The following is a 25691-nucleotide window of genomic DNA, read 5'->3' on the forward strand; positions in this document are numbered from 1 at the left end:
GCCTTATGCGGTTCGCTCGAAGGTGATGGTGTGCTGCAACGGATCGGCGGCGGTCAGCTTGACCCGGATCTGATCGCCAGGCTTGCCGCCGGGTCCCCGAAGGCGTGCGACCACGGGCAGATCGCAGAGCTGGATGCGCAGGCCGTGCTCGTCGATATCGGTCACCACCGCATCGAAGTCGGCTCCCTCGCTGCCCTTGAGCATCAACGCCTCGGCAAGGTCGATCACGTTGCGGTCGATCTGGCCGTCGCGGGCATCGGCCCGCCCCATCACCGCCGGCAATTGCTCGAAGGCGGCCGATACCTTGGGCGGCACCGGTTGGCCGTTCGCGACCGCGAGTGCGGCGCGCACCACATAGCGGTCCGCAAGACGGCGCAGCGGCGCGGTCGCATGGGCATAGGTCGCGGCCATCGGCGCATGCCAGGGCACGACGCCCTCGCGATAGGGGACATAGCTCGCGCCGCCGCTGGCCCGGCGCACCGCCAGCATGAAGGCCGCGTGGCTGCTATCGGCCGGGTTCAGCGTCTTCTCGAACTGGACGAGCGTTTCCATCTCCGGCCAGGCCAATCCGAGGGCGCGCGCGCTCTGACGCAGGCGCTGGACCGCCTTTTCGTCCGGCTCCGGCATGACCCGGAACAGCCCGGTCCGCGCTGCCAGCAGCGCGGCCGCGATCGCGACATTGCTCGCCAGCGACAAGGTTGCGTTCTGCTCCTCGGCGCGCAGGCGCGGACGGAACAGCAACTGGTAGCGCCCGTCACCGAGCGCATCGACCTCCTGCTCGGGCGGATCGACGCGTGCGGCGCCGCGCCGGGTCTCGGCCGCCTCGATGCGGCGGGCGAGTTCATCGAAATCGGGTGGCAGGTCGGCGGCCCCGACGCTGTCATAGGCGAGCTTGGCGGTGCTGCGAATGATGGCCCTTTCGGCGCCGTCGAGACGGACGCCGCCGTCGCCATCGATCCGGGTGGTGAAGATCACGGCCGGCCGCAGCACCGCGGGCAGGAGGCTGGCGGCGCCCTCGGCGAGAACCGGGGGATAGAGCCCGGCCTTGCCATCGGGCAGATAGATCGTCGTGCCGCGCCGCCAGGCTTCGCGGTCGATCGCGTCGCCATCATCGACGAACCAGGCGACATCGGCGATGGCGTAATGTAGCAGGAGATCGCCGCCGCTGCGCTCGATCGCGAAGGCCTGGTCGAGATCGGTCGAGGTCGCCGGGTCGAGCGTGACGAAGGGCCGGTCGGTGCGGTCGACATGGGCCGTCGGCGCGCGGCCGGCAGCCTTTTCCGCCGCTGCGAGAACTGCGGGCGGGAATTCTGCGGGCACGCCGAATTGCCGGCGTATCGCCGCAAGCCCGCCGATCAGCGCATTGGTGGAATCGATAAGCGTCTTCATCCGGTGCCGCGCAGGCCTCCATCCGTCATCCGCCGGGCGCGAAGGCGCCGGGCGGAGCTTGCGAATGGCCCTAGTTGCAACCGTTCGGGCTGTGCATGCAACGCCTGCTCGCCGTTCCGGCGGATCGCTATGACGCTCGCCCGGAAGAGCTTCCGGGAACTGTGTCAGGCTGCCGTTCGCTGCTGGCCGGGCGTTGCCGCGATCCATCCCGCAAGCGCCACCCCATAGTCCGCCGCTGCCTTGCCCAAAGCCTCGGGCGAGAGCTTGTCCGCCTGATAGACGATGAAAGGCTCGGACCAGCCGAGGCCGCAGCGATGGGCCGTTGCGCGCAACGGCGCAAGCAGGTCGATCATCGGAAACAGATTGCGGCCGCCCGGGCGATAGGCTTCCGGCACATTGCCCGCCGTCGCGGCGATCATCAGCGGCGTGCCTTCGAGCAGGCGGCCTTCCTGCTCGTAGGCGAGGTAGAACATGCGGGTCAGCACCGCATCCTGCCAAGCCTTCAGCAGGGCCGGGGTCGCATACCACTGGATCGGGAACTGCAGCACGATCCGGTCGGCGGAGAGCAGGCGCTGTGCCTCGCGTGCGCCATCCCGGACCATGTCGATGCCATCGGGATAAAGAGCCGCCATGTCGATGACCTCGACGCCCGGCAGGCTACCGGCAGCCGCAGCGAGCGCAGCATTGGCCTTTGAAGCCGAGAGATCGCGGTGGAAGAGAAGAACGAGGGTCTTGGTCACGATGGCCTCCTGTCTGGACAGGCGGACCTTGCGATGCCCCTGGCCTCCTGTCTGGACAGGCGGACCTTGCGATGCCGCTTAAGATAATTCCAATCGATTATAGATCTATCGTATTATCTGTTTTGTGGATCTATTATCGCCCGGCGAATTCGGCAGCGCGGCGCTCGCCCGCCGGCCGTCGGAGCTCGCTTCACGGGTCGTCGAAGGCGACGCCGATCGAGGTCTCGTCGCGCCACTTCACCAGCGCCGGGCGCTCATGCCCGATGACATCGGCCGTAATCAGCACGCGGCCGTCGATCTGGGCATTCGCGGGAACGCGCAGCATCGCCCCGCCGGCCGACAGATCCCGGATGATGCAGCTATAGAGCGTGCCGGAATCCGTGACGAGCCGGGCCATTTCGACCATCCGGCGCCGCTCCGAGCTTCGTTGATGTGTAGTCATGTCACCGCATAAGGACAGGGCGCTGCAGATTGGATGAAGCGCCTCCGAGGCATTTTATCGATCCGTGCATTCGCGCCGGCGCGAGCCCCGCCGGCCGCTCGGCGAATGGCGTCATGGCGCGAGGGCGGCGGCAAAGATCGATGCGATCGCCGCGAGCCTTTGCGCGTAATCCCCGGGGCTCGGCGGCGTGCCGAGCTTGGCGCCGGCAGCGGCGAAGAGCAGCCCGGCAATCCAGTCCTCGATACGGGTCGGCAGGCGCGACAAGGTGACTTCGCCGTCTCGCTCGGCCTGCAGGACGAGCTCGCGGGCAAAGCCCGAGAAGATTTGTTCGAAGGCCTGCAGCTCGCGAGTCGCGATCGTGTTCATCACCGCCTTCAGCTCGACGAGATGCTCGCCGGTGCCGAAGCAGGCATAGGCCTGCCCGTGATGGGCCTGAAGCAGCGCGGCGAGCCGCTCGGGAAACGGCCCCGGCATCGCCATGACCTCACGGCAACGTGCCTCGACCCGGCGCCCGAGCAGGTCCAGCATGGCCCGGAAGACATCGTCCTTGCCCTTGAAGTGGAGGTAGAGCGTCGCCTTGGCGAGGCCGGCCTCCCTGGCGATGTCGTCCATCGAGCTGCGCTTGTAGCCGTAGCGGGCAAACAGGCGCAGAGCCGCATCGGCGATCTGGTCGACGCGGGCGTTTGCCTCATCGGCGGGAGGAGAGCCGGAACTTTCGCGTTTGTCCTGCATTGCAGCGTCGGTAGTCTTGACAAAATCCAAACTGCGCGCGACCATCCTATCTAGACTCAAATTGTCTAAATAGTCCAGTCGCGCGGCCCAGGGCTACGGATGCATTGCCCGCCATCTGATATGTCAGATCGGGCCGTCGGGGGCGAGCCCTCGATCCGCACCATGGTGCCGCGCTGACGCATGCCAGCATTGGAGGCAGCCATGGTCTCTCTCAAGGTCAACGGGACGACGCATACCGTCGATGTCGACGACGATACGCCCCTGCTTTGGGCCATTCGCGACAATATCGGCCTCACCGGCACCAAGTTCGGCTGCGGCGTCGCCCAATGCGGTGCCTGCACCGTCTTCATCGACGGCCAGGCCCTGCGCTCCTGCGTGACGCCGGTCTCGGCGGTCGGCACCAGCGAGATCACCACCATCGAAGGCCTCGCCGGCAAGGAGGCGGACGCCGTCCAGGCCGCCTGGGTCGCCCGCGACGTGCCGCAATGCGGCTATTGCCAGTCCGGCCAGGTGATGAGCGCCATCGCCCTGCTCAAGGAAAACAAGAAGCCGACCGATCGCGACATCGACCTCGCGATGAACGGCAATCTCTGCCGCTGTGCCACTTACGTCCGCATCCGCGCCGCGATCCATGACGCGGCCCGCGCGCTGGAGATCTGAGCCATGACCGCGCATGATCCCAAACTCTCACGCCGCTCGCTGCTGACTGGCGCCGGGGCCCTCGTCATCGGCTTGCATCTGCCGCGCAACGCAAAGGCGCAGTCGGGCGCCGGCGCGGCCTATCGGCCCGGCGGCAACGCCACCTTCTCGCCGAACGCCTTCATCCGCGTCGCGCCCGATTCCACCGTGACCGTGCTGATCAAGCATATCGAGTTCGGCCAGGGCCCTTTCACAGGCCTCGCCACGCTCGCGGCAGAGGAGATGGACGCGGCCTGGAGCCAGATGCGCGCGGAGCATGCGCCGGCCGACGTCAAGCTCTATGCCAATCTCGCCTTAGGCGTGCAGGGCACGGGCGGCTCGACTGCCATCGCCAATAGCTGGGAGCAGATGCGCAAGGCCGGCGCCGCCGCCCGCATGATGCTGGTGCAGGCCGCAGCCGAGAGCTGGAAGGTCCCGGCCTCCGAGATCAAGGTCGAGGCGGGCGTGATCAGCCACGCTTCCGGCCGCAAGGGCTCGTTCGGCGAGTTCGCGGAAGCCGCCGCGAAACTGACGGTGCCGGAGAACCCGCCGCTGAAGCCGGCCTCGGCCTATACATTCATCGGCAAGGATGGTGCGGTGAAGCGCCTCGACAGCGCCGACAAGTCGCGCGGCAAGGCGCAGTTCACCATCGATATCCACGCGCCGAACATGCTGACGGTGGTGGTCGCCCGCTCGCCGCGCTTCGGCGGCAAGGTCGCGAGCTTCGATGCGGCCGAGGCGCTCAAGGTCAAGGGCGTCGTCGATGTGAAATCGATCGGCTACGGCGTCGCGGTCTATGCCAACGGCATGTGGCCGGCGCTGAAGGGCCGCGAGGCGCTGAAAGTGACCTGGGACGACAGCGCGGCCGAGAAGCGCGGCAGCCCCGAGCTGATCGCCGAGTACCGCAAGCTCGCCCGGCAGCCCGGCACCGTCGCCGGCAGCCATGGCGATGCGGAAGCCGCGCTGGCCAAGGCCGACAAGGTCATCGAGGCCGAGTTCGTCTTCCCCTATCTCGCGCATGCGCCGATGGAGCCGCTCGACGGCTATCTGGAATGGGACGGCCAGACCGCCCATGCCCGTTTCGGTAGCCAGTTCCAGACCACCGAGCACCAGACCATCGCCGGCATCCTTGGCCTGCCGCTGGAAAAGGTGAGGCTGGAGACGATGCTCGCCGGCGGCAGCTTCGGGCGGCGCGCGCAGGTCAGCCAGCATCTGGCGGCAGAGCTTGCGACCGTCGCCAAGACGATCGGTCCGAACCGCCCGGTCAAGGTGGTCTGGACCCGCGAGGACGACCTGACCGGCGGTTATTACCGTCCGCTCTTCGTGCACCGCTTCCGGGGCGCGGTGAAGGACGGCAGAATCGCGGCGTGGTCGAGCACGCTGGTCGGCCAGTCCTTCTTTCTGGGCACGCCGTTCGAGGCGATGGTGGTGAAGAACGGCATCGACTCGACCTCGGTCGAAGGCGCCAGCGAAATCTTCTACGAGGTCGCGGATTTCCGCTGCGAGGTGCACAATCCCAAGGTCGGCGTGCCGACCCTGTGGTGGCGTTCGGTCGGCCATACCCATACCGGCTATGCCGTCGAGTGCTTCGTCGACGAATTGCTGCAGGCGGCCGGGCAGGATGCGGTGAAGGGCCGGCTTGCCCTGATGGGCGACAAGCATCCGCGCGCCGCCGGCGTGCTCAAGGCCGTCGCCGAGCTTGCGAACTGGAAGGGGCCTGGAGCTGTCGATGGCCGAGCGCGGGGTGTCGCGGTTGTCGAGAGCTTCGGCTCCTTCGTGGCCCAGATCGCCGAGGTCTCGATGGGGCCGGAGGGCGAGCCCAAGGTCCACAAGGTCTGGTGCGCGGTCGATTGCGGCGTCGCCGTCAATCCCGACATCATCCGCGCGCAGGTCGAGGGCGGCATCGGCTTCGGCCTCGGCCATGCCCTCTACGGCCAGATCACGCTCGATGGCGGCCGGCCGGTCCAGACCAATTTCCACGAATACCGCTCGCTGCGCATCCACGAGATGCCGGAGGTCGAGGTGACGATCATCGCCTCGACCGAGAAGCCGAGCGGCATCGGCGAGCCCGGCGTGCCGCCGATCGGCCCCGCCGTCGCCAATGCGCTCGCCGCGCTCGGTCACGGCCGGCCGCGTCAGTTGCCGATGCAGGGAGGCACCGTCTGATGAGCAGGAACCTGATCCTCGCCGCCGGCGCGGCGCTCGCGGTCTGTATCGGCGGCAGCGCGCTGACGCTGGCGCAGAATGCGGCCCAGCCCGGCGGGGCGAGCCTGCGCCCGGCATCGAGCTTCGCCTCGATCCCCAACCAGCGCGACCGCTCGGTCGCGCTCTTCACCGAGATGGGCAAGGTGCTCACCAGCCCGCGCTGCATGAACTGCCATCCGGCGACGGAGCGGCCCCGCCAGGGCGATCTGCGCAAGCTGCACGAGCCCGTCGTGGTCCGCGGCAAGGACGGGCACGGCGCCGCCGGCCTGCATTGCGCGACCTGCCACGGCAAGCAGAACTACGATCCGGCCGGCGTTCCCGGCGATGGGCACTGGGCGCTGGCCCCGGCTTCGATGGCTTGGGAAGGCAAGACGGTCGGCCAGATCTGCGAGCAGTTGAAGGACCAGAACCGCAATGGCAGCCGCGACCTCGCCGCGCTGGTCAAGCATGTCACCACCGACACGCTCGTGCTCTGGGGCTGGAATCCCGGCAAGGGGCGCACGCCCGCACCGGGGACGCCGGCCGAGTTCGGCGCGCTGATGCAGGCCTGGGCTGATAGCGGCGCCGCCTGCCCGGCGCCGTAGCGCAAGCCGATCTTCCCGCAGGAGCCGGCCAAGGGCCGCCTCCTGCTTTCTCGTGGCGCCTTTCCGGGCTCGGGTTCCGCGCGGTGTCAGTCGCGAGCGACCGGATCGGGCGATCCCGATCGGGCGTTGGCACCGCTCCAGGGCGAGGGGCGCGCGGGCGCGGTTGCCGCACCCATCAGGGGGCGCCGGTTCCAGTCGGTCACGGCGTCGCTGTGGACCTGCCTGACGATCCAGAGGAAGTAGATCGAGGCGGGGATGCCGATCAGGTCGAAGGCGAGCGTGGCGCCGGATGAACAGGCTCTGGCATCGATCAGGTGCATCAGTGCGCAGGTCATGAAGACGCCGGTCAAGGCGATGCCGGCCAGGGACCAGGAACCGTCCGAGAGATAGCGGCGCACCTGGCGGTCGGCCAGGTACCAGCCGACCATGCCGTAGGTGACCGTCACGAACGCGTTGGCGACGAACGATGCCGCGGCAAGGGCGTCGCCGGTTTCCGGCGTGCCCGCGGACGAGATGCAGAGAACGAGGAAAGACGGCTCCGTTGCCGGCGGCAGGGCGAGGTTCCACGCGGCAAGGCCGCCGGCGAGCAGAGCCGCGACGACGCTGAGTAGCATCAAGCGCTGCGGCGATGCGATGATCCCGCGGTCGCCCTGGCCGTTCCACATGCTTTCGAAGCGAAGCCAGACGAAGATGAGGCCGGGCGGCAAGCCGATGAGCGTGGCGGCGAGCGTCGGCCAGGAAACGGCGTCTCCCTGGAGCAACTGCCAGCCATGCAGAAGATGATGCGGGCCGCAGCTCGCCGCCATCAGCGCGAAGCCGATGCCGAACCGGGACCAGCCGCGATAATGGTGCAGGCTGATCGTTTCCCCGATCGAAAGCAGGCCAAGCCCCAGATAGGCGGAGCCGATCATCAGGGTCGCGATGCCGATGACGGGGGCGATCATGGCGACCTCGGGGTCCTGATCCCCATCGGCGCACCGATGTGGTCGAGAAACTCGTCGATGAAATAGCGATGGCCTTGCCGGACCGGCCCGTCGGTGAAGCGCGTGCCATGGAGCTTACGGACCGAGCGCGGCTCCCAGAGCGGCTTGACCAGCATGGGCGCGATGCGCTCGGCCGCGACCGGTCGCGAGAAGAAGAAGCCCTGGGCGATCTCGCAGCCCATGCGCAGCAGCATCGCCGCCTGTTCCTGCTTTTCGACGCCTTCCGCGATGGTGTGCTTGCCCATGGCGTACGCCAGGCTGAGGATCGACGAAACGATCGCGGTGTCGCCGGGCTCGCTGCTCAGGCCGTCGATGAAGCTGCGATCGATTTTCAGGACTTCCGCAGGCATGTCCCGCAGGCGCGACAGCGACGAGTGCTCGGTGCCGAAATCGTCGATCGCGATGTAGACGCCGAGTTCCTTGATGCGGTTGAGCAGCCCGACGACCTCTTCGGTCGCGCTCATCATCGCGCTCTCGGTGATTTCCAGGCACAACGCGGTCGGATCGATCTGCGTTTCCGCGATCACCTGGCGGAGATCGGTGAAAAAGGCGGGTTCCGCGATCTGGCGCGGCGAAACATTGACCGTCATCGTCAGGGAGCGGCCGGGTAGCGCCCGTGTCCAGGATGCGAGCTGACGGCAGGCTTGCAGCAGCACCTCCTGCCCGATCCTGACGATCAACCCGCAATCCTCGGCCACGGGGATGAAGTCGCCGGGCGGCACGATGCCATGCTCCGGATGGCGCCAGCGGACCAGCGCCTCGACGCCCACGACATATCCGTCGGTCAGGCGCACCTGGGGCTGGTATTCCACGAAGAGCTGGGCCTCCCGCAAGGCCGCCCGCAGATCCGACTCGATCTGCACGCGCTTCTCGGCGCGCCTGTGCAACGCGTCGTCGAATTGCTCGAGCCGCGCCCGCCCGCGGGCCTTGGCCGCGTAGAGGGCGGTATCCGCCTCCCGCAGCAACTGCTCGCCGGATTTCAGGCCGGGACCGCATTGCGCGATCCCGACGCTGGCGGTGACCACCACCTCCCGGCCGGCGATGAAGATCGGCTCCGCCAAGGCGTCGAGAATCCGCCGGCCGAGCGACATCGCGGAGTCGGCGGTCGCGTGCGGGTGGAGCAGGACGATCTCGTCGCCGCCGAACCGGCTCGCCAGGTCATCGGGTCCGATGCAGGTGCCGATGCGCCTGGCCATCTCGGACAGCACGGTGTCGCCGCTGCTGTGCCCGAGGGAATCGTTCACGAGCTTGAAATTGTCGAGATCGATGAAGAGGATCGCGATCTCCGCGCCGTCATCGCCGTCACGCAGGAGTTCATCCTCGAGCCGCTCGAGCAACAGGCTGCGCGTGAGCAGCCCGGTCAGCTGATCATGCGCGGCCCTGTGCACCAACCGCGCGACCGCACTCTGCAACCGCTCGATCTCCAGTTTTTCCGCTGCGGCGGCGTCCTGCCCGGCTCCTCCGGCGGCCGGTGAGGGCCCGCCCAGCGTCTCGATGGCCGATCGCGAATTCTGTCGCATTCGAAGCATTTCCGGCTTCACGTCCAAGTGGATTATCGCGGACGATAGGGGTTCGATGTTTTCGAGACGTTGCCGGGACGGCAGCCGGGTCTTCATTCAACGGCGGTGGTTAATCGTTTTATGCACGCTGCGGTGGTGTAGCCACAATCGGCCATATATCAGAGGTTGGGGCGATTCGGCAGGGCCGACGTCACAATCTGCGCTCGCGAGCGCCCGCTTCGGCGGTGCGGGCGCTGTCGCAAAGGATCGAAGGGCCGCAGGCGCACAGGCTGCCTTTCCGATACCGCCCGAGCCCGGCAAGCGAGCCATTCCGGAAGCCTGACCGGCGCTGCGAATTCGGGGCCGTGGTCGCCTCCCAATCTTCCACGATGACGTTGAGAAACGCCGCGGCTGCTGGCGGCGGCATGCAGTCACAGCAAGAAACAAGGCCGATACGGGCCTTGGAATGCTGGCCCGCGATGCGGTTTCCCCGGCCGTCGATCGATGAGACGCTTGATACAACCTGTGAACCTCTGCTTTGCTGATCCTCCGGCGGTCGGTTGCACCGGCACACCGGACGAGACAGCCAGCGCCCGGACGCCCTCCCGATGGGACTTCCGGACGCTGCCATCGGCGGGCGATGAGTCCGAGAAGAACGAAAAGACCATGACTGGGGAGCGATACGATGGCTGATCAGCGAGACGGGGATGCCCTCGAGACTCAGGAGTGGTTGGATGCGCTCGCGGCGCTGGAGGCGCATCGCGGCAAGGAACGGGCGAACTCCGTCGTCAATGCGGTCGTCGATGCCGCCAGGCGCGACCGACTCTATGTTCCGCAATCCCTGACCACGCCCTATTGCAACACCATTCCGCCCGAGGAACAGCCGCCTTTGCCGGGCGATCGCGCGATCGAGCACAAGCTGCGCTCGATCATCCGCTGGAACGCGCTCGCGATCATCCTGCGTGCCAACAAGACGAGCTCCGAGCTCGGCGGCCATATCGCCTCATTCCAGTCGGCGGCGACGCTCTACGACATCGGCTTCGGCCATTTCTGGCACGCGCCGACCGCCGATCATGGCGGCGACCTGATCTTCGTGCAGGGCCATTCCTCGCCCGGCATCTATGCCCGCGCCTTCCTCGAAGGCCGGTTGACCGAGGAGCAGTTGCTCAACTACCGGCAGGAGACGGCCGGCAAGGGCATTCCGAGCTATCCGCATCCCTGGCTGATGCCGGATTTCTGGCAGTTCCCGACGGTCTCCATGGGTCTCGGCCCGCTGATGGCGATCTATCAGGCGCGCTTCCTGAAATATCTGGAGAGCCGGGGCTTCGCCAAGACGTCCAACCGCAAGGTCTGGGCCTTCATGGGCGACGGCGAGATGGACGAGCCGGAATCGCTCGGCGCGATCTCGCTGGCGGGCCGCGAGAACCTCGACAACCTCGTCTTCGTGATCAACTGCAACCTGCAGCGCCTCGACGGGCCCGTGCGCGGCAACGGCAAGATCGTGCAGGAGCTGGAGAGCGTCTTCCGCGGCGCCGGCTGGAACGTCGTCAAGGTGCTCTGGGGCACGGGCTGGGACCGGCTGCTGGAGAAGGACAAGTCCGGCCTGCTGCTCAAGCGCATGGAGGAATGCGTCGACGGCGAATACCAGGACTTCAAGAGCAAGAGCGGCGCCTATGTGCGCGAGCACTTCTTCGGCAAATACGAGGAGCTCAGGGAACTCGTCGCCGACATGAGCGACGACGACATCTGGAAACTGACGCGCGGCGGCCATGACCCGGCGAAGGTCTTCGCCGCCTATACGGCGGCGGTCCAGCACAAGGGCCAGCCGACGCTGATCCTGCCGAAGACGGTCAAGGGCTACGGCATGGGCGAATCCGGCGAAGGCCAGATGATCGCCCACCAGGCCAAGAAGATGACCTCGAGCGCGCTCAAGGGCTTCCGCGACCGCTTCCAGATCCCGGTTTCGGACGAGGATCTCGACAAGGTCCCCTTCATCAAGCTGCCGGAAGATTCACCGGAGATGCAGTATCTGAGGGGCCAGCGCGCCAGGCTCGGCGGCTCGCTGCCGCAGCGGCGCCGGAAGTCGCAATCGCTGGAGATTCCTGCGCTTTCGACCTTCCAGCGCCTGCTGGAGAATTCCGGCGAGCGCGAAATCTCGACGACCATGGCCTTCGTGCAGATGCTCGGCAGCCTGGTGCGCGACAAGGAGATCGGCAAGCGCATCGTGCCGATCGTGCCGGACGAATCCCGCACCTTCGGCATGGAGGGCATGTTCCGCCAGCTCGGCATCTATTCGTCGGTGGGCCAGCTCTACCGGCCGCAGGACGCCGACCAGTTGATGTATTACCGCGAGGACAAGACCGGGCAGGTCCTGCAGGAGGGCATCAACGAAGGCGGCGCGATGTCGAGCTGGATCGTTGCGGCGACCTCCTACAGCACGAACGACGTGCCGATGATCCCGTTCTACATCTTCTACTCGATGTTCGGGCTTCAGCGCGTCGGCGACCTCGCCTGGTTGGCCGGCGACATGCGGGCACGCGGCTTCCTGCTCGGCGGCACGGCCGGCCGCACCACGCTGAACGGCGAGGGATTGCAGCACGAGGACGGCCACAGCCACATCATGGCCGGCACGATCCCGAACTGCATCTCCTACGATCCGACCTTCGCCTATGAGGTCGTGGCGATCATCCGCGACGGCATGCGGCGGATGTATCGGGACCAGGAGGACGTCTATTACTACGTCACCCTGATGAACGAGAACTACGCCCAGCCCGGCATGGCCGAGGCGGCGGCCGGCGAGGGCACCGAGGAGGGCATCCTCAAGGGGCTCTATCTCCTGACGAAGGGCGCGGCGCAGAAGACAGGCCTGACCGCGCAGCTCATGGGCTCCGGCACCATCCTGCGCGAGGTCATCGCGGCGGCCGACCTGCTGGCCAAGGATTTCGGCGTCGCTTCCGACATCTGGAGCGCCACCAGCTTCAACGAGCTCAGGCGCGACGGCATGGCGGCGGAGCGCTGGAACCTGCTGCATCCGACCGAAGGGCGGCGCAAGAGCTGGGTGGAGACGCAGCTTGCCGGCCGTGACGGCCCGGTCGTCGTCGCGACCGACTACATGCGCAACTACGCCGACCAGATCCGCGAATACGTCCAGGCGGCGGGCAAGCGCCTGAGCGTGCTCGGCACGGACGGCTTCGGCCGGTCGGACTATCGCGTCAACCTGCGCCGCTTCTTCGAGGTCGACCGCTACTACGTCACCGTCGCCGCCCTCAAGGCGCTGGCGGACGAGGGGGCTCTGCCGCTTTCGGTGGTCGCCGACGCCATTGCGAAATACGGGCTGGACGGCGAACGCCCGGCGCCCTGGACCGTCTGAAACGCCATTCGAGGACAGAGCGATGAGCAACTCAATCGAGATCAAGGTCCCCGATATCGGCGACTTCACCGACGTTCCCGTCATCGAGATTTTCGTCAAGCCCGGCGACCATGTGAAGGCGGAAACCCCGCTGCTGTCGCTGGAATCCGACAAGGCGACGATGGAGGTGCCGGCGCCGCGCGAGGGCGTCGTCAAATCCATCGCCGTTGCCGTCGGCGACAAGGTGAGCGAGGGAACCGTCATCCTGCACCTCGAAGAGGCGGGTGCCGCGGCGCCGGCGGAAGCGCGCCCGAGCGTCAGCGCCGCTCCGGCGCCGGTCAGCGCCCCAGCGGGCCTCGCCGAGGTGCGCATTCCCGATATCGGCGACTTCAAGGACGTCCCGGTCATCGAGATCTTCGTCAAGGTCGGCGACAGCGTGAAGGCGGAGGACCCGCTGCTCTCGCTGGAATCCGACAAGGCCACGATGGACGTGCCGGCGCCGCTTGCCGGCACCGTGCGCGAGATCAAGGTCCAGGTCGGCGACAAGGTGAGCGAGGGCGCGATCGTCCTGTCGCTCGCTACCGGCGATGCGACGGCGGCGCCGTCCGCCGCCCCTGCGGTCGCACAGGCCCAGGCCCAGGCCCCGGCGCCCGCAGCCGCGGCAGCCACCGGCACGATCGACGAGAAGGCCTTCGCGCTTGCCTATGCCGGCCCGGCCGTGCGCAAGCTCGCGCGTGAGACCGGCGTCGATCTCGGCAAGGTCAAGGGCACCGGCGAGCACGGCCGCATCACCCGCGAGGATGTCGAGGGCTTCGCCAAGGGCGGCGGGGCGGCGGCTCCCGCGAAACCGGCTGCCGCGGCGCCCGCCGGCGGCGGTGGCGGCGGCCTCGACCTCCTGCCCTGGCCGAAGGTGGACTTCGCCAAATACGGCCCGGTCGAGCGCAAGGAGATGGGCCGGATCAAGAAGATCTCGGCCGCCAACCTGCACCGCAACTGGGTCGTCATCCCGCATGTGACGACCCATGACGAGGCTGACATCACCGACCTCGAACAGTTCCGCGTCCAGATGAACAAGGAGCTGGAGAAGAGCGGCGTGAAGCTCTCGCTCCTGCCCTTCATGGTGAAGGCCGCGGTCTCGGCCCTGAAGAAGTTCCCGGAGTTCAACGCCAGCCTCGACGGCGATACGCTGGTCTACAAGAACTACTGGCATATCGGCTTCGCCGCCGACACGCCGAACGGGCTGATGGTCCCGGTCATCCGCGACGCCGACAAGAAGACGATCCCCGAGATCGCCAAGGAGATGAACGAGCTCGCCAAGCTCGCGCGCGACGGCAAGATCAAGCCGGACCAGATGCAGGGCGGCACCTTCTCGATCTCGTCGCTCGGCGGCATCGGCGGCATCTACTTCACCCCGATCATCAACGCGCCGGAAGTCGCGATCATGGGCGTGTGCAAGAGCTACTGGAAGCAGCATTCGCCCGACGGCAAGAGCTCCAGCTTCCGCCTGACGCTGCCGCTCTCGCTCTCCTGGGACCATCGCGTCATCGACGGCGCCGCCGCCGCCCGCTTCAACGTCCATTTCGCCAATGTGCTCGCCGATATGCGGCGCGTGCTGTTCTGAATCGGGAGCTCTGAGATGGCGAACCAGATCGATGTGACCGTTCCCGATATCGGCGATTTCAAGGATGTTGCCGTGATCGAGGTCCTGGTGAAGCCCGGCGAGACCATTGCCGTCGACACCGCCCTGATCATGGTCGAGTCCGACAAGGCCTCGATGGAAATCCCGTCCTCTTCCGCGGGCGTGATCAAGGAGATCAAGGTCAAGGTCGACGACAAGGTCAGCGAGGGATCGGTGATCCTGACGCTCGAAGCCGCTGGGGCCGCGGCTGCTCCCGCGTCGCCCAAGCCCGCTGCGCAGGCTGCCGCTCCGGCACCCGCGTCCGTCGCCGCGCCGGCGGCGGCGAGCTTCGGCGGCAAGGCGGATATCGAGTGCGAAGTCGTGGTGCTCGGCGCCGGGCCGGGCGGCTACTCGGCCGCGTTCCGGGCCGCCGATCTCGGCATGAAGACGGTTCTGGTCGAGCGTTATGCAACGCTCGGCGGCGTCTGCCTGAATGTCGGCTGCATCCCGAGCAAGGCGCTGCTGCACACGGCGGCCGTGATGGACGAGATACCCAATCTGAGCGCGCATGGCATCAGCTACGGCCCGCCGCAGATCGATCTCGACAAGCTCCGGGCCTTCAAGGACGGCGTCATCGGCAAATTGACCGGCGGCCTCGCCGGCATGGCCAAGGCGCGCAAGGTCGAGGTCGTCACCGGCACCGGCACGTTCCTCGATCCGCACCATCTCGAAGTCGAGACCGCTGCCGGCAAGAAGACGATCCGCTTCGCCAAGGCGATCATCGCGGCTGGCTCGCAAGCCGTGAAGCTGCCCTTCCTGCCGGAGGACGAGCGCATCGTCGATTCCACCGGCGCGCTGCTGCTGCGCGCCATCCCCAAGCGCATGCTGGTCATCGGCGGCGGCATCATCGGCCTGGAGATGGCGACGGTCTATTCGACGCTCGGCGCCCGCGTCGACGTGGTCGAGATGCTCGACGGGCTGATGCCGGGCGCGGATCGAGACCTGGTCAAGGTCTGGGAGAAGAAGAACGCGCCGCGCTTCGACAACGTGATGCTCAAGACCAAGACGGTGGGGGCCAAGGCGACGGCCGCCGGCATCGAGGTCTCCTTCGAGGGCGAGAAGGCGCCGGCCGGCCCGCAGCTCTACGATCTCGTGCTGGTCGCCGTCGGCCGCTCGCCCAACGGCAAGACAATCGGCGCGGAGAAGGCGGGCATCGCTGTCGGCGAGCGCGGCTTCATCGCTGTCGACAAGCAGATGCGGACCAATGTCGCGCATATCTTCGCCATCGGCGACATCGTCGGCCAGCCGATGCTGGCGCATAAGGCGGTGCACGAGGCCCATGTCGCGGCCGAGGTCGCGAAGGGTGAGCCCTCCTTCTTCGACGCAAGGCAGATCCCCTCGGTCGCCTATACCGACCCGGAGATCGCCTGGGCCGGCAAGACCGAGGAGCAGTGCAAGGCCGAGGGCATCAAGTTCGGCAAGTCGGTCTTCCCCTGGGCGGCTTCGGGGCGCGCGATCGCCAACGGCCGCGACGAGGGCTTCACCAAGCTGATCTTCGACGAGGCCACGCATCGGATCATCGGCGGCGGCATCGTCGGTACCCATGCGGGCGACCTGATCGGCGAAGTCTGCCTGGCCGTCGAGATGGGCTGCGAGCCGGCCGATATCGGCAAGACCATCCATCCGCACCCGACGCTGGGCGAATCCATTGGCATGGCGGCCGAGGTCTTCGAAGGGCATTGCACCGACCTGCCGCCGCAAAAGAAGAAATAGATCGCGGGCGCCGCCGTCCGGAGCATTTTCCCATCGAAATGCTCCGGCGCGAACGCATGCCGGCTGGCATTGTCGGCGCATCCACGGCACAACGGATTCAACGGTCGGGCGCCAGATCGCCCGGCTCGCCTCGGGTCATGCTCTTGTCGTCTGCGGCGGGAAGACGTGGCCTGAATGGCGAGACGATTGTAGGACTGAAATAGCGCCCGACTCGTCTCGGGCGGCACGATTATCGATTGAGCTCTGAAACGGGGGGCGTCGTGAAGATCGGATCACCAAAGGAAATCTTCGCCGGCGAGGCGCGGGTGGCGATGACGCCGGACAGCGCGCTCCAGCTCCAGAAACTTGGCTATGACTGCCTGATCGAAGCCGGTGCGGGCGTGCTCGCCGGCTTCACCGACGATGCCTACCGGAATGCTGGAGTAACGGTCGTCGCGACGGCCGACGCGCTCTGGGACGAGGCCGACGTGATCGCCAAGGTGCGCCCGCCCGAGACCTCCGAGGCCGAGCGCCTGAAAGCCGGCAAGACGCTGATCTCGTTCTTCTATCCGGCGCAGAACAAGGAGCTCCTGGAGCTCTGCAAGGACAAGGGCGCCGACGTCATCGCCATGGACATGGTGCCACGCATCTCGCGCGCCCAGAAGATGGACGCGCTGTCCTCGATGGCGAACATCGCCGGCTACCGCGCGGTGATCGAGGCCGGCAACAATTTCGGCCGCTTCTTCACCGGCCAGATCACGGCCGCGGGCAAGGTGCCGCCGGCCAAGGTGCTGGTTGTCGGCGCCGGCGTCGCCGGTCTCGCGGCGATCGGCACGGCGACCTCGCTCGGTGCCATCACCTACGCCTTCGACGTCCGCCCGGAGGTCTCCGAGCAGATCGAGTCGATGGGCGCCCAGTTCGTCTTCCTCGACTTCAAGGGCCAGCAGCAGGACGGTGCCACGACCGGCGGTTATGCCGCCCCGTCGAGCCCCGAGTTCCGCGAGGCGCAGCTCAAGAAGTTCCGCGAGCTTGCGCCCGAGATCGACATCGTCATCACGACGGCGCTGATCCCCGGCCGCGACGCGCCGGTGCTGTGGACCGCGGATATGGTCGAGGCGATGAAGCCGGGCTCGGTCATCGTCGATCTCGCCGCCGAGCGTGGCGGCAATTGCGAATTGACCAAGGCCGACCAGAAGATCGTCACGCCGAACGGCGTCACCATCGTCGGTTATACCGACTTCCCGAGCCGGATGGCGGCGCAGTCCTCGACGCTCTACGCCACGAATATCCGCCACATGATGACGGACCTGACGCCGGGCAAGGACGGCAAGCTCGTCCACAACATGGAGGACGACGTCATCCGCGGCGCGACGGTGACCTTCCAGGGCGCCGTAACCTACCCGCCGCCGCCGCCCAAGATCGCCGCGATCGCCGCCCAGAAGCCGAAGGAGAAGGCCAAGGAGCCGACCCGCGAGGAGAAGCTCGCCCTGGAGGCGGCTGCCTTCAAGGCGCAGACCCGCTCGCAATTGACGCTGCTGACCGTCGGAACGGTCGTGATGCTGATCATCGGCGCCTATGCGCCGGCGAGCTTCATGAGCCATTTCATCGTGTTCGCGCTCTCCTGCTTCGTCGGCTTCCAGGTGATCTGGAACGTGTCGCACTCGCTGCACACGCCGCTGATGGCGGTCACCAACGCGATCTCCGGCATCATCGTGCTCGGCGCGCTCTTGCAGATCGGCTCCTCGGGCTGGATCGTCACCATCCTGGCGATGATCTCGGTGCTGATCGCATCCATCAACATCGTAGGCGGCTTCCTGGTCACGCGCCGGATGCTCGCCATGTTCCAGAAGTCCTGAGGGGGGCTCGGACATGAGCATCGGTATCGTTTCCGCGGCCTATATCTCGGCTGCCATCCTGTTCATCCTGTCGCTCGGCGGCCTCTCGAACCAGGAAAGCGCCAAGCGCGCGGTCTGGTACGGCATCGTCGGCATGGCGCTTGCCGTCTTCGCCACGGTCTTCGGGCCGGATAGCGGCAAGCTCTGGCTCGTCCTCGTCATGTTCGCCATCGCGGCCGCCATCGGCTGGCAGGTGGCGACGAAGGTGCAGATGACCGAGATGCCGCAGCTCGTCGCGGCGCTGCACTCCTTCGTCGGCCTCGCCGCCGTGCTGATCGGCTTCAACGCGCATATCGAGCTGGGGTCGGTCCAGGCGCTCGAACCGGCCGCGCGCGCCGCGCTCACCGGCTTCGCCGGCGTGCTGGCGCACAAGACCGGGGTCGAGATATCGATCCTGAAGGTCGAGGTCTTCCTCGGCGTCTTCATCGGCGCGGTCACCTTCACCGGCTCGATCATCGCCTTCGGCAAGCTCGCCGGAAAGGTCGACGGCAAGGCCAAGAAGCTGCCCGGCGGCCATATGCTCAATGCCGGCGCTGCCGCGCTCTCGCTGCTGCTGCTGATCGTCTATGTGCAGGGCGCGGGCTTCTGGGCGCTGTTCCTGATGACGCTGCTCGCCTTCTTCATCGGCTACCACCTGATCATGGGCATCGGCGGCGCCGACATGCCGGTCGTGGTCTCGATGCTGAACAGCTATTCGGGCTGGGCGGCCGCCGCGATCGGCTTCACGCTCGGCAACGACCTGCTGATCGTCGTCGGTGCGCTGGTCGGCTCGTCGGGTGCGATCCTCAGCTACATCATGTGCAAGGCGATGAACCGGAGCTTCATCTCGGTCATCCTCGGCGGCTTCGGCAACACGACCGGCCCGGCCCAGGCGATCGAGGGCGAGCAGATCGCGATCGATGTCGACGGCGTCGCGGCGGCGCTGAACGAGGCCGACAGCGTCATCATCGTGCCCGGCTACGGCATGGCGGTGGCGCAGGCGCAGCAATCAGTGTCCGAGCTGACGCGCAAGCTGCGCGCCGCCGGCAAGGAGGTGCGCTTCGCGATCCATCCGGTCGCCGGGCGCCTGCCGGGCCACATGAACGTGCTGCTCGCGGAGGCGAAGGTGCCCTACGACATCGTGCTGGAGATGGACGAGATCAACGAGGACTTCCCGAATACGGACGTCGCGATCGTCATCGGCTCCAACGACATCGTCAATCCGGCGGCGCAGGAGGATCCGAACTCCCCGATCGCCGGCATGCCGGTGCTCGAGGTCTGGAAGGCGAAGCAGGTCTTCGTCTCCAAGCGCGGCCAGGGCACGGGCTATTCCGGCATCGAGAACCCGCTCTTCTACAAGGAGAACACGCGGATGTTCTACGGCGACGCCAAGAAGAGCCTCGACGAGCTCCTGCCGAAGATCGCGTGATCCCGGCACATTCGCCTCGGCGGCTTTGCCGGGGTGCGTTCCCGCCGATGGAGGTGGTGTAGGGTCGCTCGCTCACACCACCTCGACCGCCGCGATGACGCCGGCGAGGAGCCTCCCGCGTTAGCCCGGTGAGCGGGGAGGGGACGGGCCGGGCCACCAACGGCGCAGCCTATCTGCCGGCTCGTCGGAACATGCCCCGTCAGGATCGGTTCACTTCGCAGGAGGATGAACCGATGAACAAGCTTCCCCATCAGCCGACCGACGCGCCGGCCGCCTACAACACGGCGCGCAGGCCGGGGCAGCCGGGAGACGAACATGAGAATCGCGCGGGTCCCAATCCGCGCTCGACTCACCCGACAGGGCCTCATGCGCCCTACGAACCGGATGATCCGGAAGGGCTCGCCGCCGAAAAGCACCATTCGGAATCCGTGGAAATCAAGGACGAGGCGGAGGAGCAGCGCAAGCCGAGCGGGACGATCAAGATCGTCGATCTCGGCAAGAAGGGCTGATCAAGCGGGTTGGCCAGGAGCGCTGCCGGGCCGTTCGAGACCGGCTTGCCGGCAACACAGCAGCGGGAGTCGAAACGCCTGAGTCTCGGGCCACTGACGGTCCGAGAACCCTTGCATTTGGCCTCGCCCCTATAGCATTTGATGAGGCACGCGACGGAGCGATCCCCTATCTGCGAGACGTCATCCGACGTGGCAGGACAAGAATGGACAAGCAGCACTATCTGGAACGGCTCGTTCTCAAGCTCGAGACCCATGTTCCCTTGCCTTCGGCCGAGCGGGAACAGCTGCTGGAGCTGCCGCTCACGCTGAAGCGCCTGGAAGCCAACCACGACATCGTGCGCGAGGGCGAACTGACGAAGCAGTGCTGCCTCGTCGCCGAAGGGCTGGTCTGTCGCTACAAGATCGTCGGCGACGGCGCCCGGCAGATCCTGTCGCTCCATCTGCCGGGGGACATACCCGATATCCACTCGCTGCTCATCGAGCGCATGGATCATTCCCTGGGAACCCTGACTCCGGCGGTGGTCGGCTTGATCCCGCACGAGGCCGTCCGGACCCTCACGCGCGCGTCCTATCGCATCTCCGAAGCCTTCTGGCGCGAGACGCTGATCGAAGCCGCGATCTATCGTGAGTGGATGGTCGGCATCGGACGCCGCGCGGCACCGAGCCGTATCGCCCATCTGTTCTGCGAATTCATTACCAAGATGACGGCGATCGGCTTGTCCGACGGCGTGACCTGCGATCTCCCGCTGACCCAGCTCGAAATCGCCGATGCGCTCGGTCTGTCGACGGTTCACATGAACAAGAAGCTCCGCGAGATCCGGGAGGCCAAGCTCATCCGGATCAGGGCCAACCGCCTGACGGTTCTCGATTGGAAAGGCCTCTGCAGCCTCGCCGAATTCGATCCGGATTATCTGCATCTCCAGCCCGGCGCCGCCAAAATCGAAAGCGATTGAGGAACAGCTTGGCGCTGGCTGCATTAGGCTGGCATGCCCAGCTACTTCTTTCACACGCGCGACGGCCAGAAGCTCGAAATCGACGAGGAGGGTACGGATCTGCCCGACGACCAGACCGCGCGAAATGCCGCGAAGGAATTGTTGTCGGCCCTGAATCGCGAAAAGCTGCCCAACGGCGACCACATGTCGCTTTCGGTCATCGTGCAGAACGCCGAGGGGGCGGAAATCTACGTCGTCAACCTGCGCCTCGACGTCGCCTCAGCCGGCGCCCCGGCGGCCCCGAAACGCGAGGGGACCCGCTGAAGCATCGGCGCGCACCTGTCGCCCAGCGCTCGGCCTCCTGCTTCCGGCTGTCCGCAGCGCCGTTCAATCGAGGGGATGGCGGACGGACTTGCCCTTCTCGCGGTCGTGGAACTGTTCCGCGGCGATGCTGTGCAAGAGTTTGGAACTGATCGTCATTCCGCCGCGCGACCAGATCACGGCAGTGCCGTCTTTCGCGACTTTTGCCTCTGCGAACAGCTTCCTGTCCTGAAGCGCCGCGAATTCCGATTGCGGCGTGGCGATCGATGGCCCGAGATCGACGACGATGCGGCCACCGTCACGTCGTTCTATGAGCAGTGTCGCTGGCGCGCGGGTTCGAACCTTCGCCAACAAGGGCGCGTTCAGGAGCTCCGGCTGATTTGCTTGCTGCGGCGATTGCGCGCGAGATTCTTCAGTCATCATCAGACCCGCCACTGTTAGCGCCACAGGGAGAACGATTTTAGCCGATAGGCGTCGCATCGGATGTCCAGTTCTCGCTAGGGCACCGCGACCGGCGCGAGCCTGACGAGCGATGGCGCGAAGTCGCTGGGTGTGCAGGGCGTTCCGGCGCTGGTGAACCATGTCGCGGCCGCTCGCTGCCAGGGCGAGGCGTATCTGGCCCGCAGATCATTGCCGGTCGCCATGATTTCCCCGCTGTCGGGGTCCGTCGCCACGCAATAAGGCGTCGAAGGTGTCGTCACTTCGCATGCGTGAGTGAAGCCGAGATCATGACCGATTTCGTGGACGGCCGTGTTGAAAGGTTTCGTTTGATTGACGTAGGTGCCCACGGGGTCGGTTTTCAGGTCGGCATCATCAAGCAATCGCGAGTCGGACCGGAAAGACCCGCCGTTGCTTTGGCCGGCCTTGGCGACCCTGATGAGCTGGTGTGCTGCCCCGGGGTGCGAAATCACGCATTTCAGGATGCAGTGAAGATTCACGCGACGCTTTCCTCCGCCGGGGTCACTGACTTCGAGCTCATGGAGTTTGGCCGGGGTAGAAAGCCAGATCCTTTCGCTCCATGCGGATTCGACCGTCCGCTTGAATTTCGCGGTCCAGCTGTTCCACTCGTTGCCCCACTTGGAGGCGGTGAAGCTGGTGCCGTCAGTGTCCGTAACAGGGCCGGCTGGGACCGGGATCAGCGCAACCTTCCATTCGATGACGACCGATGCATTGTAATTCGGGCCGATGCCCTTCGTGTCGACATAATAATTGAAGGTGACACCACGAATAGGAGGCCTGTTCGTCGTTTTCACTTTCCCCTTTATGTCGAGGGTGAAACGATCCCAGACGTAATTGGTGTTGGTGTCGACCGCCGTAATTTCGGTCGAGCCTTCATATAGTCCGACGATTTCGTACCAGGCGATCCCGTTCGTGGCATCCTCGACGGCTTCTCGCTTGGTAATGCGCACACTCGGGTTGTTGGCGCGAACGTCGATCCAGGACTGGGTATCCTTGAAGCCAACGCGGATGGATGTACCGACCGAAATCAATTGATCCTGCCGTTTGACAGGGGGCGGCGCGGATTGATGAGGGTTTCCAGCAAACTTTACGAAATGCGGCATCGGACCCTCCTGCCAACGATCGTCCAACAACCGGATTGCAACGCGCGAAGGTTCAAGTCCTGCAATGTGCGGGCTGCCTTGCGGGACATCGTCCTTCAAATGGAGGATCGGCGAGATCGTCCGGTGTCCTCTTCGGCCTATCAACGAAGCCCGACACAGCGGCCGGCCGTCGAGGAACAGCAGCGGACGCTGCGGTCGCGCGTGATGGACTGGTCCGCGCGGGATACCGCTCCTTCGAGGCGACGAGATCGCTTTGCTGCAGCATCGTCTCGATCCGGGGCGCGGCACAGCCGCTGTCGAGCACGGTCTTTTGCAGATGGGCATCGGAGGCCAGGGCGGCGCAGCTTGCCGCAGCGGCCCCAATCAGGAATCACCCATCGAGATGAAAGCGGGCGCGCCGAGGCCACCCGCTGTCCTCGGCAATCGTCACTTCGCCTTCTGGAGCCGGGTGACGGTGATCTGGCCGTTGACGCGGTCGGCATCGAACTTGACCTTGGTTCCGGCCTTCAGCCCCTTGAGCATGGCCGGGTCGCCGGCGCGGAACACCATGGTCATGCTGTCCATGTCGAGGTTCTTGATCGGGCCATGGTTGATGGTGAGCTTGCCCTGGGCCTCGTCGATCTTGGTGACGGTGCCGCTGACCGACTGGGCGGCAGCCGGCAGCGCGGCAACGAGGAAGGCGAGGGTGGCGGCGGTCTTCAGCATGGGAGGCTCCTTTCGCTGGGAGGCGTTCACTTGACGATGATCTTGCCGGTCATGCCGGCTTCCCGGTGACCAGGGATGAGGCAGGAAAAGTCGAACTCGCCCGCCTTGGTGAAGCTCCAGACGATCTCGCCGGTCTTCTTCGGCGCGAGACGCTTCGCATTCGGGTCGTCATGCTCCATGTCTGGGTTCTTCTGCATCTCGACGGCGTGCTTGAGGTTCTCCGCCAGCGTCGCCAGCACGAGCTCATGGTCGAGCGCGCCGTTGTTGCGGAGCTGGAAGCGGATCTGCTCGCCGCGGCGGATTTCGATCCGGTCCGGGATGAACGACATCTTGCCGTCCCGTTCGGCCATCACGACCTGGACGATCCGGGCCGGCTTCTTCGGGTCGCCGGCCTTGCCGTAGGCGGTCTCGTCGCCATGGCCGTGCCCGGCGGCGCCGGGGCCCGCGAGCGCTACCCCGGCCGAGAGGAAGACCGCGATCGCTGCGAGCTTGAATGCTGCTGTGCTCATGAGATTCTCCTGATCCCGGAACGGCATGTCAGTGGCTGGAATGCGGTTTCTTGGTCGCGGGGCGGGGCTTGCCGTCCGGTCCGAGGTTCGGCTTGCGCGGGTCTTTCGCGCGCCATTCCGCTGCCTCGACGCCGCTCTCGGGCGGTGCCGCGCGCGGCGCCTCGCCGAGCTTCGTGCCCTTGAGCTCGTAGGCGACGGTTCCCGCGGGATGCTTGAACCAGCCGGGGTCCTTGTAGTCGGTCTTCGCCAGGCCATCGCGGACCTTCACGACCGAGAACATGCCGCCCATCTCGACCGGGCCGAACTGGGCGAAGCCGGTCATCATCGGCAGGGTATTGTCCGGGAGGGGCATCTCCATCGCGCCCATCTCGCCCATGCCGTTCGAGCCCATCGGCATGTAGCCGGGCGCGATCTTCGCGATACGCTTGGCCAAGTCCTTCTTGCTGACGCCGATATAGTTCTTCACCGAATGGCCCATGGCATTCATGGTGTGGTGCGACTTGTGGCAGTGGATCGCCCAGTCGCCCGGCTCGTCGGCGACGAAGTCGAAGGCGCGCATCTGGCCAACGGCGACGTCGATCGAGACCTCATCCCAGGCTGCCGCGGGGTCGACCCAGCCGCCATCGGTGCAGGAGACCTTGAACTCGTAGCCGTGCATATGGACCGGGTGATTGGTCATGGTCAGGTTGCCGAAGCGGATGCGGACCTTGTCGTTCCTCCCCACGACGAAGGGATCGAGCCCCGGAAACACGCGGCTGTTCCAGCACCACATGTTGAACTCGGTCATCTCGGCGACGCGCGGCACATAGGAGCCGGGTTCGATGTCGAAGGCGTTGAGCAGGAAGACGAAGTCGCGGTCGACTCGGCGGAAGGCGGGGTCCCTGGGATGGACGACGAAGAAGCCCATCATGCCCATCGCCATCTGGACCATCTCGTCCGAATGCGGGTGGTACATGAAGGTGCCGGAGCGCCGGAGCAGGAACTCGTAGACGAAGGTCTTGCCGGGCGGGATATGCGGCTGCGTCAGCCCGCCGACGCCGTCCATGCCGTTGGGCAGGCGCTGGCCGTGCCAATGGACGGCCGTATTCTCCGGCAGCTTGTTGGTGACGTAGATGCGGACCTTGTCGCCCTCGACCGCCTCGATCGTCGGCCCGGGCGACTGGCCGTTATAGCCCCAGAGATAGGCCTCCATGCCGGGTGCGAGCTCGCGCACCACCGGCTCGGCGACGAGATGGAACTCCTTCCAGTCGCCGTTCATCCGCCAGGGCAGCGACCAGCCGTTGAGCGTGGCGACCGGCTGATAGTCGGGCCCCGTGGTCGGCACGAGCGGGGCCTGCGTCGTCGCCTCGGCCATGGTCGGCGCCTCCGGCACGGCGGCGAAGGCGGTGCGGCCCGAGACCGCCGCGGCGCCGGCCAGCACCAGCCCGGACGAGCCGATGAAGCCTCTGCGGGAAAGGGATGTCATATCCGTCAGCTCCTTCAGTGGCCGGCGCCGCCGGCTTCGCCGCCGCCGGCCGATGCCACGGTGGCCGAGCCGCCACCTCCGCTGCCGCCGCCGATCAGCGCATGCTTGAAATCGGTATGGGCGATCCAGAAATCGCGGCGGGCATTGATCGCGGCGACGTTGGAGAGGATGCGGCTGCGGGCATCCGCGATCAGGTCCGTGACGTCGTTGAGCATGCCGCTGTACTGCAGCAGCGACTGCTCCTGGATGATCTTGCGCAGCGGCAGGACGTTGGTCTGGTACTGGCGCGTGATGTCGTAATGGGCGCGGTAGGCGGTGTAGGCCTCGCGGGCTTCCGAGCGGATGTTGACCGCCTTCTCCGCCAGCCTGTTGGCGGCCTGCAGATAGGTCTGCTCGGCGAGCGCGACCTTGGAC

Annotated in this window: 22 protein-coding genes and 1 pseudogene; 11 read left to right on the forward strand and 12 right to left on the reverse strand. The window is 66.3% G+C overall.

The genetic code is table 11. The features are described from left to right. Positions 1-3 precede the first annotated feature (3 nt). The 4 genes from JHD80_RS20715 to JHD80_RS20730 form a co-directional block, all read right to left on the reverse strand. Complete coding sequence (locus JHD80_RS20715) at positions 4-1389, reverse strand: RNB domain-containing ribonuclease (protein ID WP_199091359.1); 1386 nt, start codon at positions 1387-1389, stop codon at positions 4-6. A gap of 164 nt (positions 1390-1553) precedes the next feature. Next, positions 1554-2129 (reverse strand): NAD(P)H-dependent oxidoreductase, encoded by a 576-nt coding sequence (locus tag JHD80_RS20720; protein WP_199091361.1) that lies wholly within the window; start codon positions 2127-2129, stop codon positions 1554-1556. Positions 2130-2319: 190 nt separating this feature from the next. Continuing rightward, positions 2320-2571 (reverse strand): PilZ domain-containing protein, encoded by a 252-nt coding sequence (locus tag JHD80_RS20725; protein ID WP_282568420.1) that lies wholly within the window; start codon positions 2569-2571, stop codon positions 2320-2322. 111 nt (positions 2572-2682) lie between these two features. Then, the gene (locus JHD80_RS20730; protein WP_199091365.1) at positions 2683-3303 is read right to left on the reverse strand and encodes a TetR/AcrR family transcriptional regulator; all 621 of its coding nucleotides are present in this window, start codon (positions 3301-3303) and stop codon (positions 2683-2685) included. A 201-nt stretch (positions 3304-3504) separates the two neighbouring features. Here JHD80_RS20730 and JHD80_RS20735 point away from each other — a divergent pair, with 201 nt between their 5' ends. The 3 genes from JHD80_RS20735 to JHD80_RS20745 are packed head-to-tail and all read left to right on the forward strand — an operon-like array spanning position 3505 to position 6770. After that, positions 3505-3963 carry a (2Fe-2S)-binding protein gene (locus tag JHD80_RS20735; RefSeq protein ID WP_199091367.1) on the forward strand — a complete coding sequence of 153 codons (459 nt, stop codon included), beginning with the start codon at positions 3505-3507 and terminating at the stop codon, positions 3961-3963. A gap of 3 nt (positions 3964-3966) precedes the next feature. Next, positions 3967-6147 (forward strand): xanthine dehydrogenase family protein molybdopterin-binding subunit, encoded by a 2181-nt coding sequence (locus tag JHD80_RS20740; protein WP_199091369.1) that lies wholly within the window; start codon positions 3967-3969, stop codon positions 6145-6147. Continuing rightward, positions 6147-6770 carry an Isoquinoline 1-oxidoreductase subunit gene (locus tag JHD80_RS20745; RefSeq protein ID WP_199091371.1) on the forward strand — a complete coding sequence of 208 codons (624 nt, stop codon included), beginning with the start codon at positions 6147-6149 and terminating at the stop codon, positions 6768-6770. The genes JHD80_RS20740 and JHD80_RS20745 overlap by 1 nt, the downstream gene beginning before the upstream one ends. 86 nt (positions 6771-6856) lie before the next feature. Here the strand turns inward: JHD80_RS20745 and JHD80_RS20750 are convergent, their stop codons facing one another. Together JHD80_RS20750 and JHD80_RS20755 are read right to left on the reverse strand one after the other, a co-directional pair. Next, complete coding sequence (locus JHD80_RS20750) at positions 6857-7714, reverse strand: hypothetical protein (protein WP_199091373.1); 858 nt, start codon at positions 7712-7714, stop codon at positions 6857-6859. After that, positions 7711-9369, reverse strand: coding sequence for a putative bifunctional diguanylate cyclase/phosphodiesterase (locus JHD80_RS20755; RefSeq protein ID WP_199091375.1), 1659 nt, complete (start codon positions 9367-9369; stop codon positions 7711-7713). Before JHD80_RS20755 ends, JHD80_RS20750 begins: the two co-directional genes overlap by 4 nt. Before the next feature lie 568 nt (positions 9370-9937). On the opposite strand from JHD80_RS20755, the gene aceE reads away from it, so the two are divergent. The 8 genes from aceE (at position 9938) to JHD80_RS20795 (ending at position 21039) form a co-directional block, all read left to right on the forward strand. Next, on the forward strand, positions 9938-12622 hold the full coding sequence (gene aceE / locus JHD80_RS20760) for a pyruvate dehydrogenase (acetyl-transferring), homodimeric type (protein ID WP_199091377.1): 2685 nt from the start codon (positions 9938-9940) through the stop codon (positions 12620-12622). 22 nt (positions 12623-12644) lie between these two features. After that, entirely contained in the window at positions 12645-14222 is a 1578-nt protein-coding gene (aceF, locus tag JHD80_RS20765; RefSeq protein ID WP_199091379.1) for a dihydrolipoyllysine-residue acetyltransferase, read from the forward strand. A 15-nt stretch (positions 14223-14237) separates the two neighbouring features. After that, complete coding sequence (gene lpdA / locus JHD80_RS20770; protein WP_199091381.1) at positions 14238-15992, forward strand: dihydrolipoyl dehydrogenase; 1755 nt, start codon at positions 14238-14240, stop codon at positions 15990-15992. Positions 15993-16252: 260 nt separating this feature from the next. Continuing rightward, positions 16253-17827 carry a Re/Si-specific NAD(P)(+) transhydrogenase subunit alpha gene (locus tag JHD80_RS20775; protein WP_199091401.1) on the forward strand — a complete coding sequence of 525 codons (1575 nt, stop codon included), beginning with the start codon at positions 16253-16255 and terminating at the stop codon, positions 17825-17827. A gap of 13 nt (positions 17828-17840) precedes the next feature. Then, the gene (gene pntB / locus JHD80_RS20780; protein WP_199091383.1) at positions 17841-19274 is read left to right on the forward strand and encodes a Re/Si-specific NAD(P)(+) transhydrogenase subunit beta; all 1434 of its coding nucleotides are present in this window, start codon (positions 17841-17843) and stop codon (positions 19272-19274) included. 233 nt (positions 19275-19507) lie between these two features. Beyond that, positions 19508-19783: a hypothetical protein gene (locus JHD80_RS20785; RefSeq protein WP_199091385.1), complete on the forward strand. Its 276-nt coding sequence runs from the start codon at positions 19508-19510 to the stop codon at positions 19781-19783. A 203-nt stretch (positions 19784-19986) separates the two neighbouring features. Next, on the forward strand, positions 19987-20736 hold the full coding sequence (locus JHD80_RS20790) for a Crp/Fnr family transcriptional regulator (protein ID WP_199091387.1): 750 nt from the start codon (positions 19987-19989) through the stop codon (positions 20734-20736). 33 nt (positions 20737-20769) lie between these two features. Further along, on the forward strand, positions 20770-21039 hold the full coding sequence (locus tag JHD80_RS20795; RefSeq protein WP_199091389.1) for a DUF6894 family protein: 270 nt from the start codon (positions 20770-20772) through the stop codon (positions 21037-21039). A gap of 63 nt (positions 21040-21102) precedes the next feature. Here the strand turns inward: JHD80_RS20795 and JHD80_RS20800 are convergent, their stop codons facing one another. The 6 genes and pseudogenes from JHD80_RS20800 to JHD80_RS20825 form a co-directional block, all read right to left on the reverse strand. Further along, on the reverse strand, positions 21103-21459 hold the full coding sequence (locus JHD80_RS20800; RefSeq protein WP_199091391.1) for a DUF2442 domain-containing protein: 357 nt from the start codon (positions 21457-21459) through the stop codon (positions 21103-21105). A gap of 74 nt (positions 21460-21533) precedes the next feature. Continuing rightward, positions 21534-22598, reverse strand: coding sequence for a zinc metalloprotease (locus tag JHD80_RS20805; protein ID WP_199091393.1), 1065 nt, complete (start codon positions 22596-22598; stop codon positions 21534-21536). Positions 22599-23024: 426 nt separating this feature from the next. After that, positions 23025-23303 (reverse strand): copper-binding protein, encoded by a 279-nt coding sequence (locus tag JHD80_RS20810; protein WP_199091395.1) that lies wholly within the window; start codon positions 23301-23303, stop codon positions 23025-23027. A gap of 26 nt (positions 23304-23329) precedes the next feature. Beyond that, entirely contained in the window at positions 23330-23812 is a 483-nt protein-coding gene (locus JHD80_RS20815; protein ID WP_199091397.1) for a cupredoxin domain-containing protein, read from the reverse strand. A 28-nt stretch (positions 23813-23840) separates the two neighbouring features. Next, positions 23841-25277 carry a multicopper oxidase family protein gene (locus JHD80_RS20820; protein WP_199091399.1) on the reverse strand — a complete coding sequence of 479 codons (1437 nt, stop codon included), beginning with the start codon at positions 25275-25277 and terminating at the stop codon, positions 23841-23843. A gap of 14 nt (positions 25278-25291) precedes the next feature. Continuing rightward, positions 25292-25691 (reverse strand): annotated as a pseudogene (locus JHD80_RS20825) (TolC family protein); the annotation flags it as partial.

Source organism: Allobosea sp. ASV33 (genome assembly GCF_016428755.1).
Classification (GTDB): domain Bacteria; phylum Pseudomonadota; class Alphaproteobacteria; order Rhizobiales; family Beijerinckiaceae; genus Allobosea.

Coding starts and splice junctions, on each gene's coding strand:
- JHD80_RS20715 (WP_199091359.1), bottom strand. CDS start 1,389: ATGAAGACGCTTATCGATTCCACCAATGCGCTGATCGGCGGGCTTGCG.
- JHD80_RS20725 (WP_282568420.1), bottom strand. CDS start 2,571: ATGACTACACATCAACGAAGCTCGGAGCGGCGCCGGATGGTCGAAATG.
- JHD80_RS20730 (WP_199091365.1), bottom strand. CDS start 3,303: ATGCAGGACAAACGCGAAAGTTCCGGCTCTCCTCCCGCCGATGAGGCA.
- JHD80_RS20735 (WP_199091367.1), top strand. CDS start 3,505: ATGGTCTCTCTCAAGGTCAACGGGACGACGCATACCGTCGATGTCGAC.
- JHD80_RS20740 (WP_199091369.1), top strand. CDS start 3,967: ATGACCGCGCATGATCCCAAACTCTCACGCCGCTCGCTGCTGACTGGC.
- JHD80_RS20745 (WP_199091371.1), top strand. CDS start 6,147: ATGAGCAGGAACCTGATCCTCGCCGCCGGCGCGGCGCTCGCGGTCTGT.
- JHD80_RS20750 (WP_199091373.1), bottom strand. CDS start 7,714: ATGATCGCCCCCGTCATCGGCATCGCGACCCTGATGATCGGCTCCGCC.
- JHD80_RS20755 (WP_199091375.1), bottom strand. CDS start 9,369: ATGAAGACCCGGCTGCCGTCCCGGCAACGTCTCGAAAACATCGAACCC.
- aceE (WP_199091377.1), top strand. CDS start 9,938: ATGGCTGATCAGCGAGACGGGGATGCCCTCGAGACTCAGGAGTGGTTG.
- aceF (WP_199091379.1), top strand. CDS start 12,645: ATGAGCAACTCAATCGAGATCAAGGTCCCCGATATCGGCGACTTCACC.
- lpdA (WP_199091381.1), top strand. CDS start 14,238: ATGGCGAACCAGATCGATGTGACCGTTCCCGATATCGGCGATTTCAAG.
- pntB (WP_199091383.1), top strand. CDS start 17,841: ATGAGCATCGGTATCGTTTCCGCGGCCTATATCTCGGCTGCCATCCTG.
- JHD80_RS20785 (WP_199091385.1), top strand. CDS start 19,508: ATGAACAAGCTTCCCCATCAGCCGACCGACGCGCCGGCCGCCTACAAC.
- JHD80_RS20790 (WP_199091387.1), top strand. CDS start 19,987: ATGGACAAGCAGCACTATCTGGAACGGCTCGTTCTCAAGCTCGAGACC.
- JHD80_RS20795 (WP_199091389.1), top strand. CDS start 20,770: ATGCCCAGCTACTTCTTTCACACGCGCGACGGCCAGAAGCTCGAAATC.
- JHD80_RS20800 (WP_199091391.1), bottom strand. CDS start 21,459: ATGATGACTGAAGAATCTCGCGCGCAATCGCCGCAGCAAGCAAATCAG.
- JHD80_RS20805 (WP_199091393.1), bottom strand. CDS start 22,598: ATGCCGCATTTCGTAAAGTTTGCTGGAAACCCTCATCAATCCGCGCCG.
- JHD80_RS20810 (WP_199091395.1), bottom strand. CDS start 23,303: ATGCTGAAGACCGCCGCCACCCTCGCCTTCCTCGTTGCCGCGCTGCCG.
- JHD80_RS20815 (WP_199091397.1), bottom strand. CDS start 23,812: ATGAGCACAGCAGCATTCAAGCTCGCAGCGATCGCGGTCTTCCTCTCG.
- JHD80_RS20820 (WP_199091399.1), bottom strand. CDS start 25,277: ATGACATCCCTTTCCCGCAGAGGCTTCATCGGCTCGTCCGGGCTGGTG.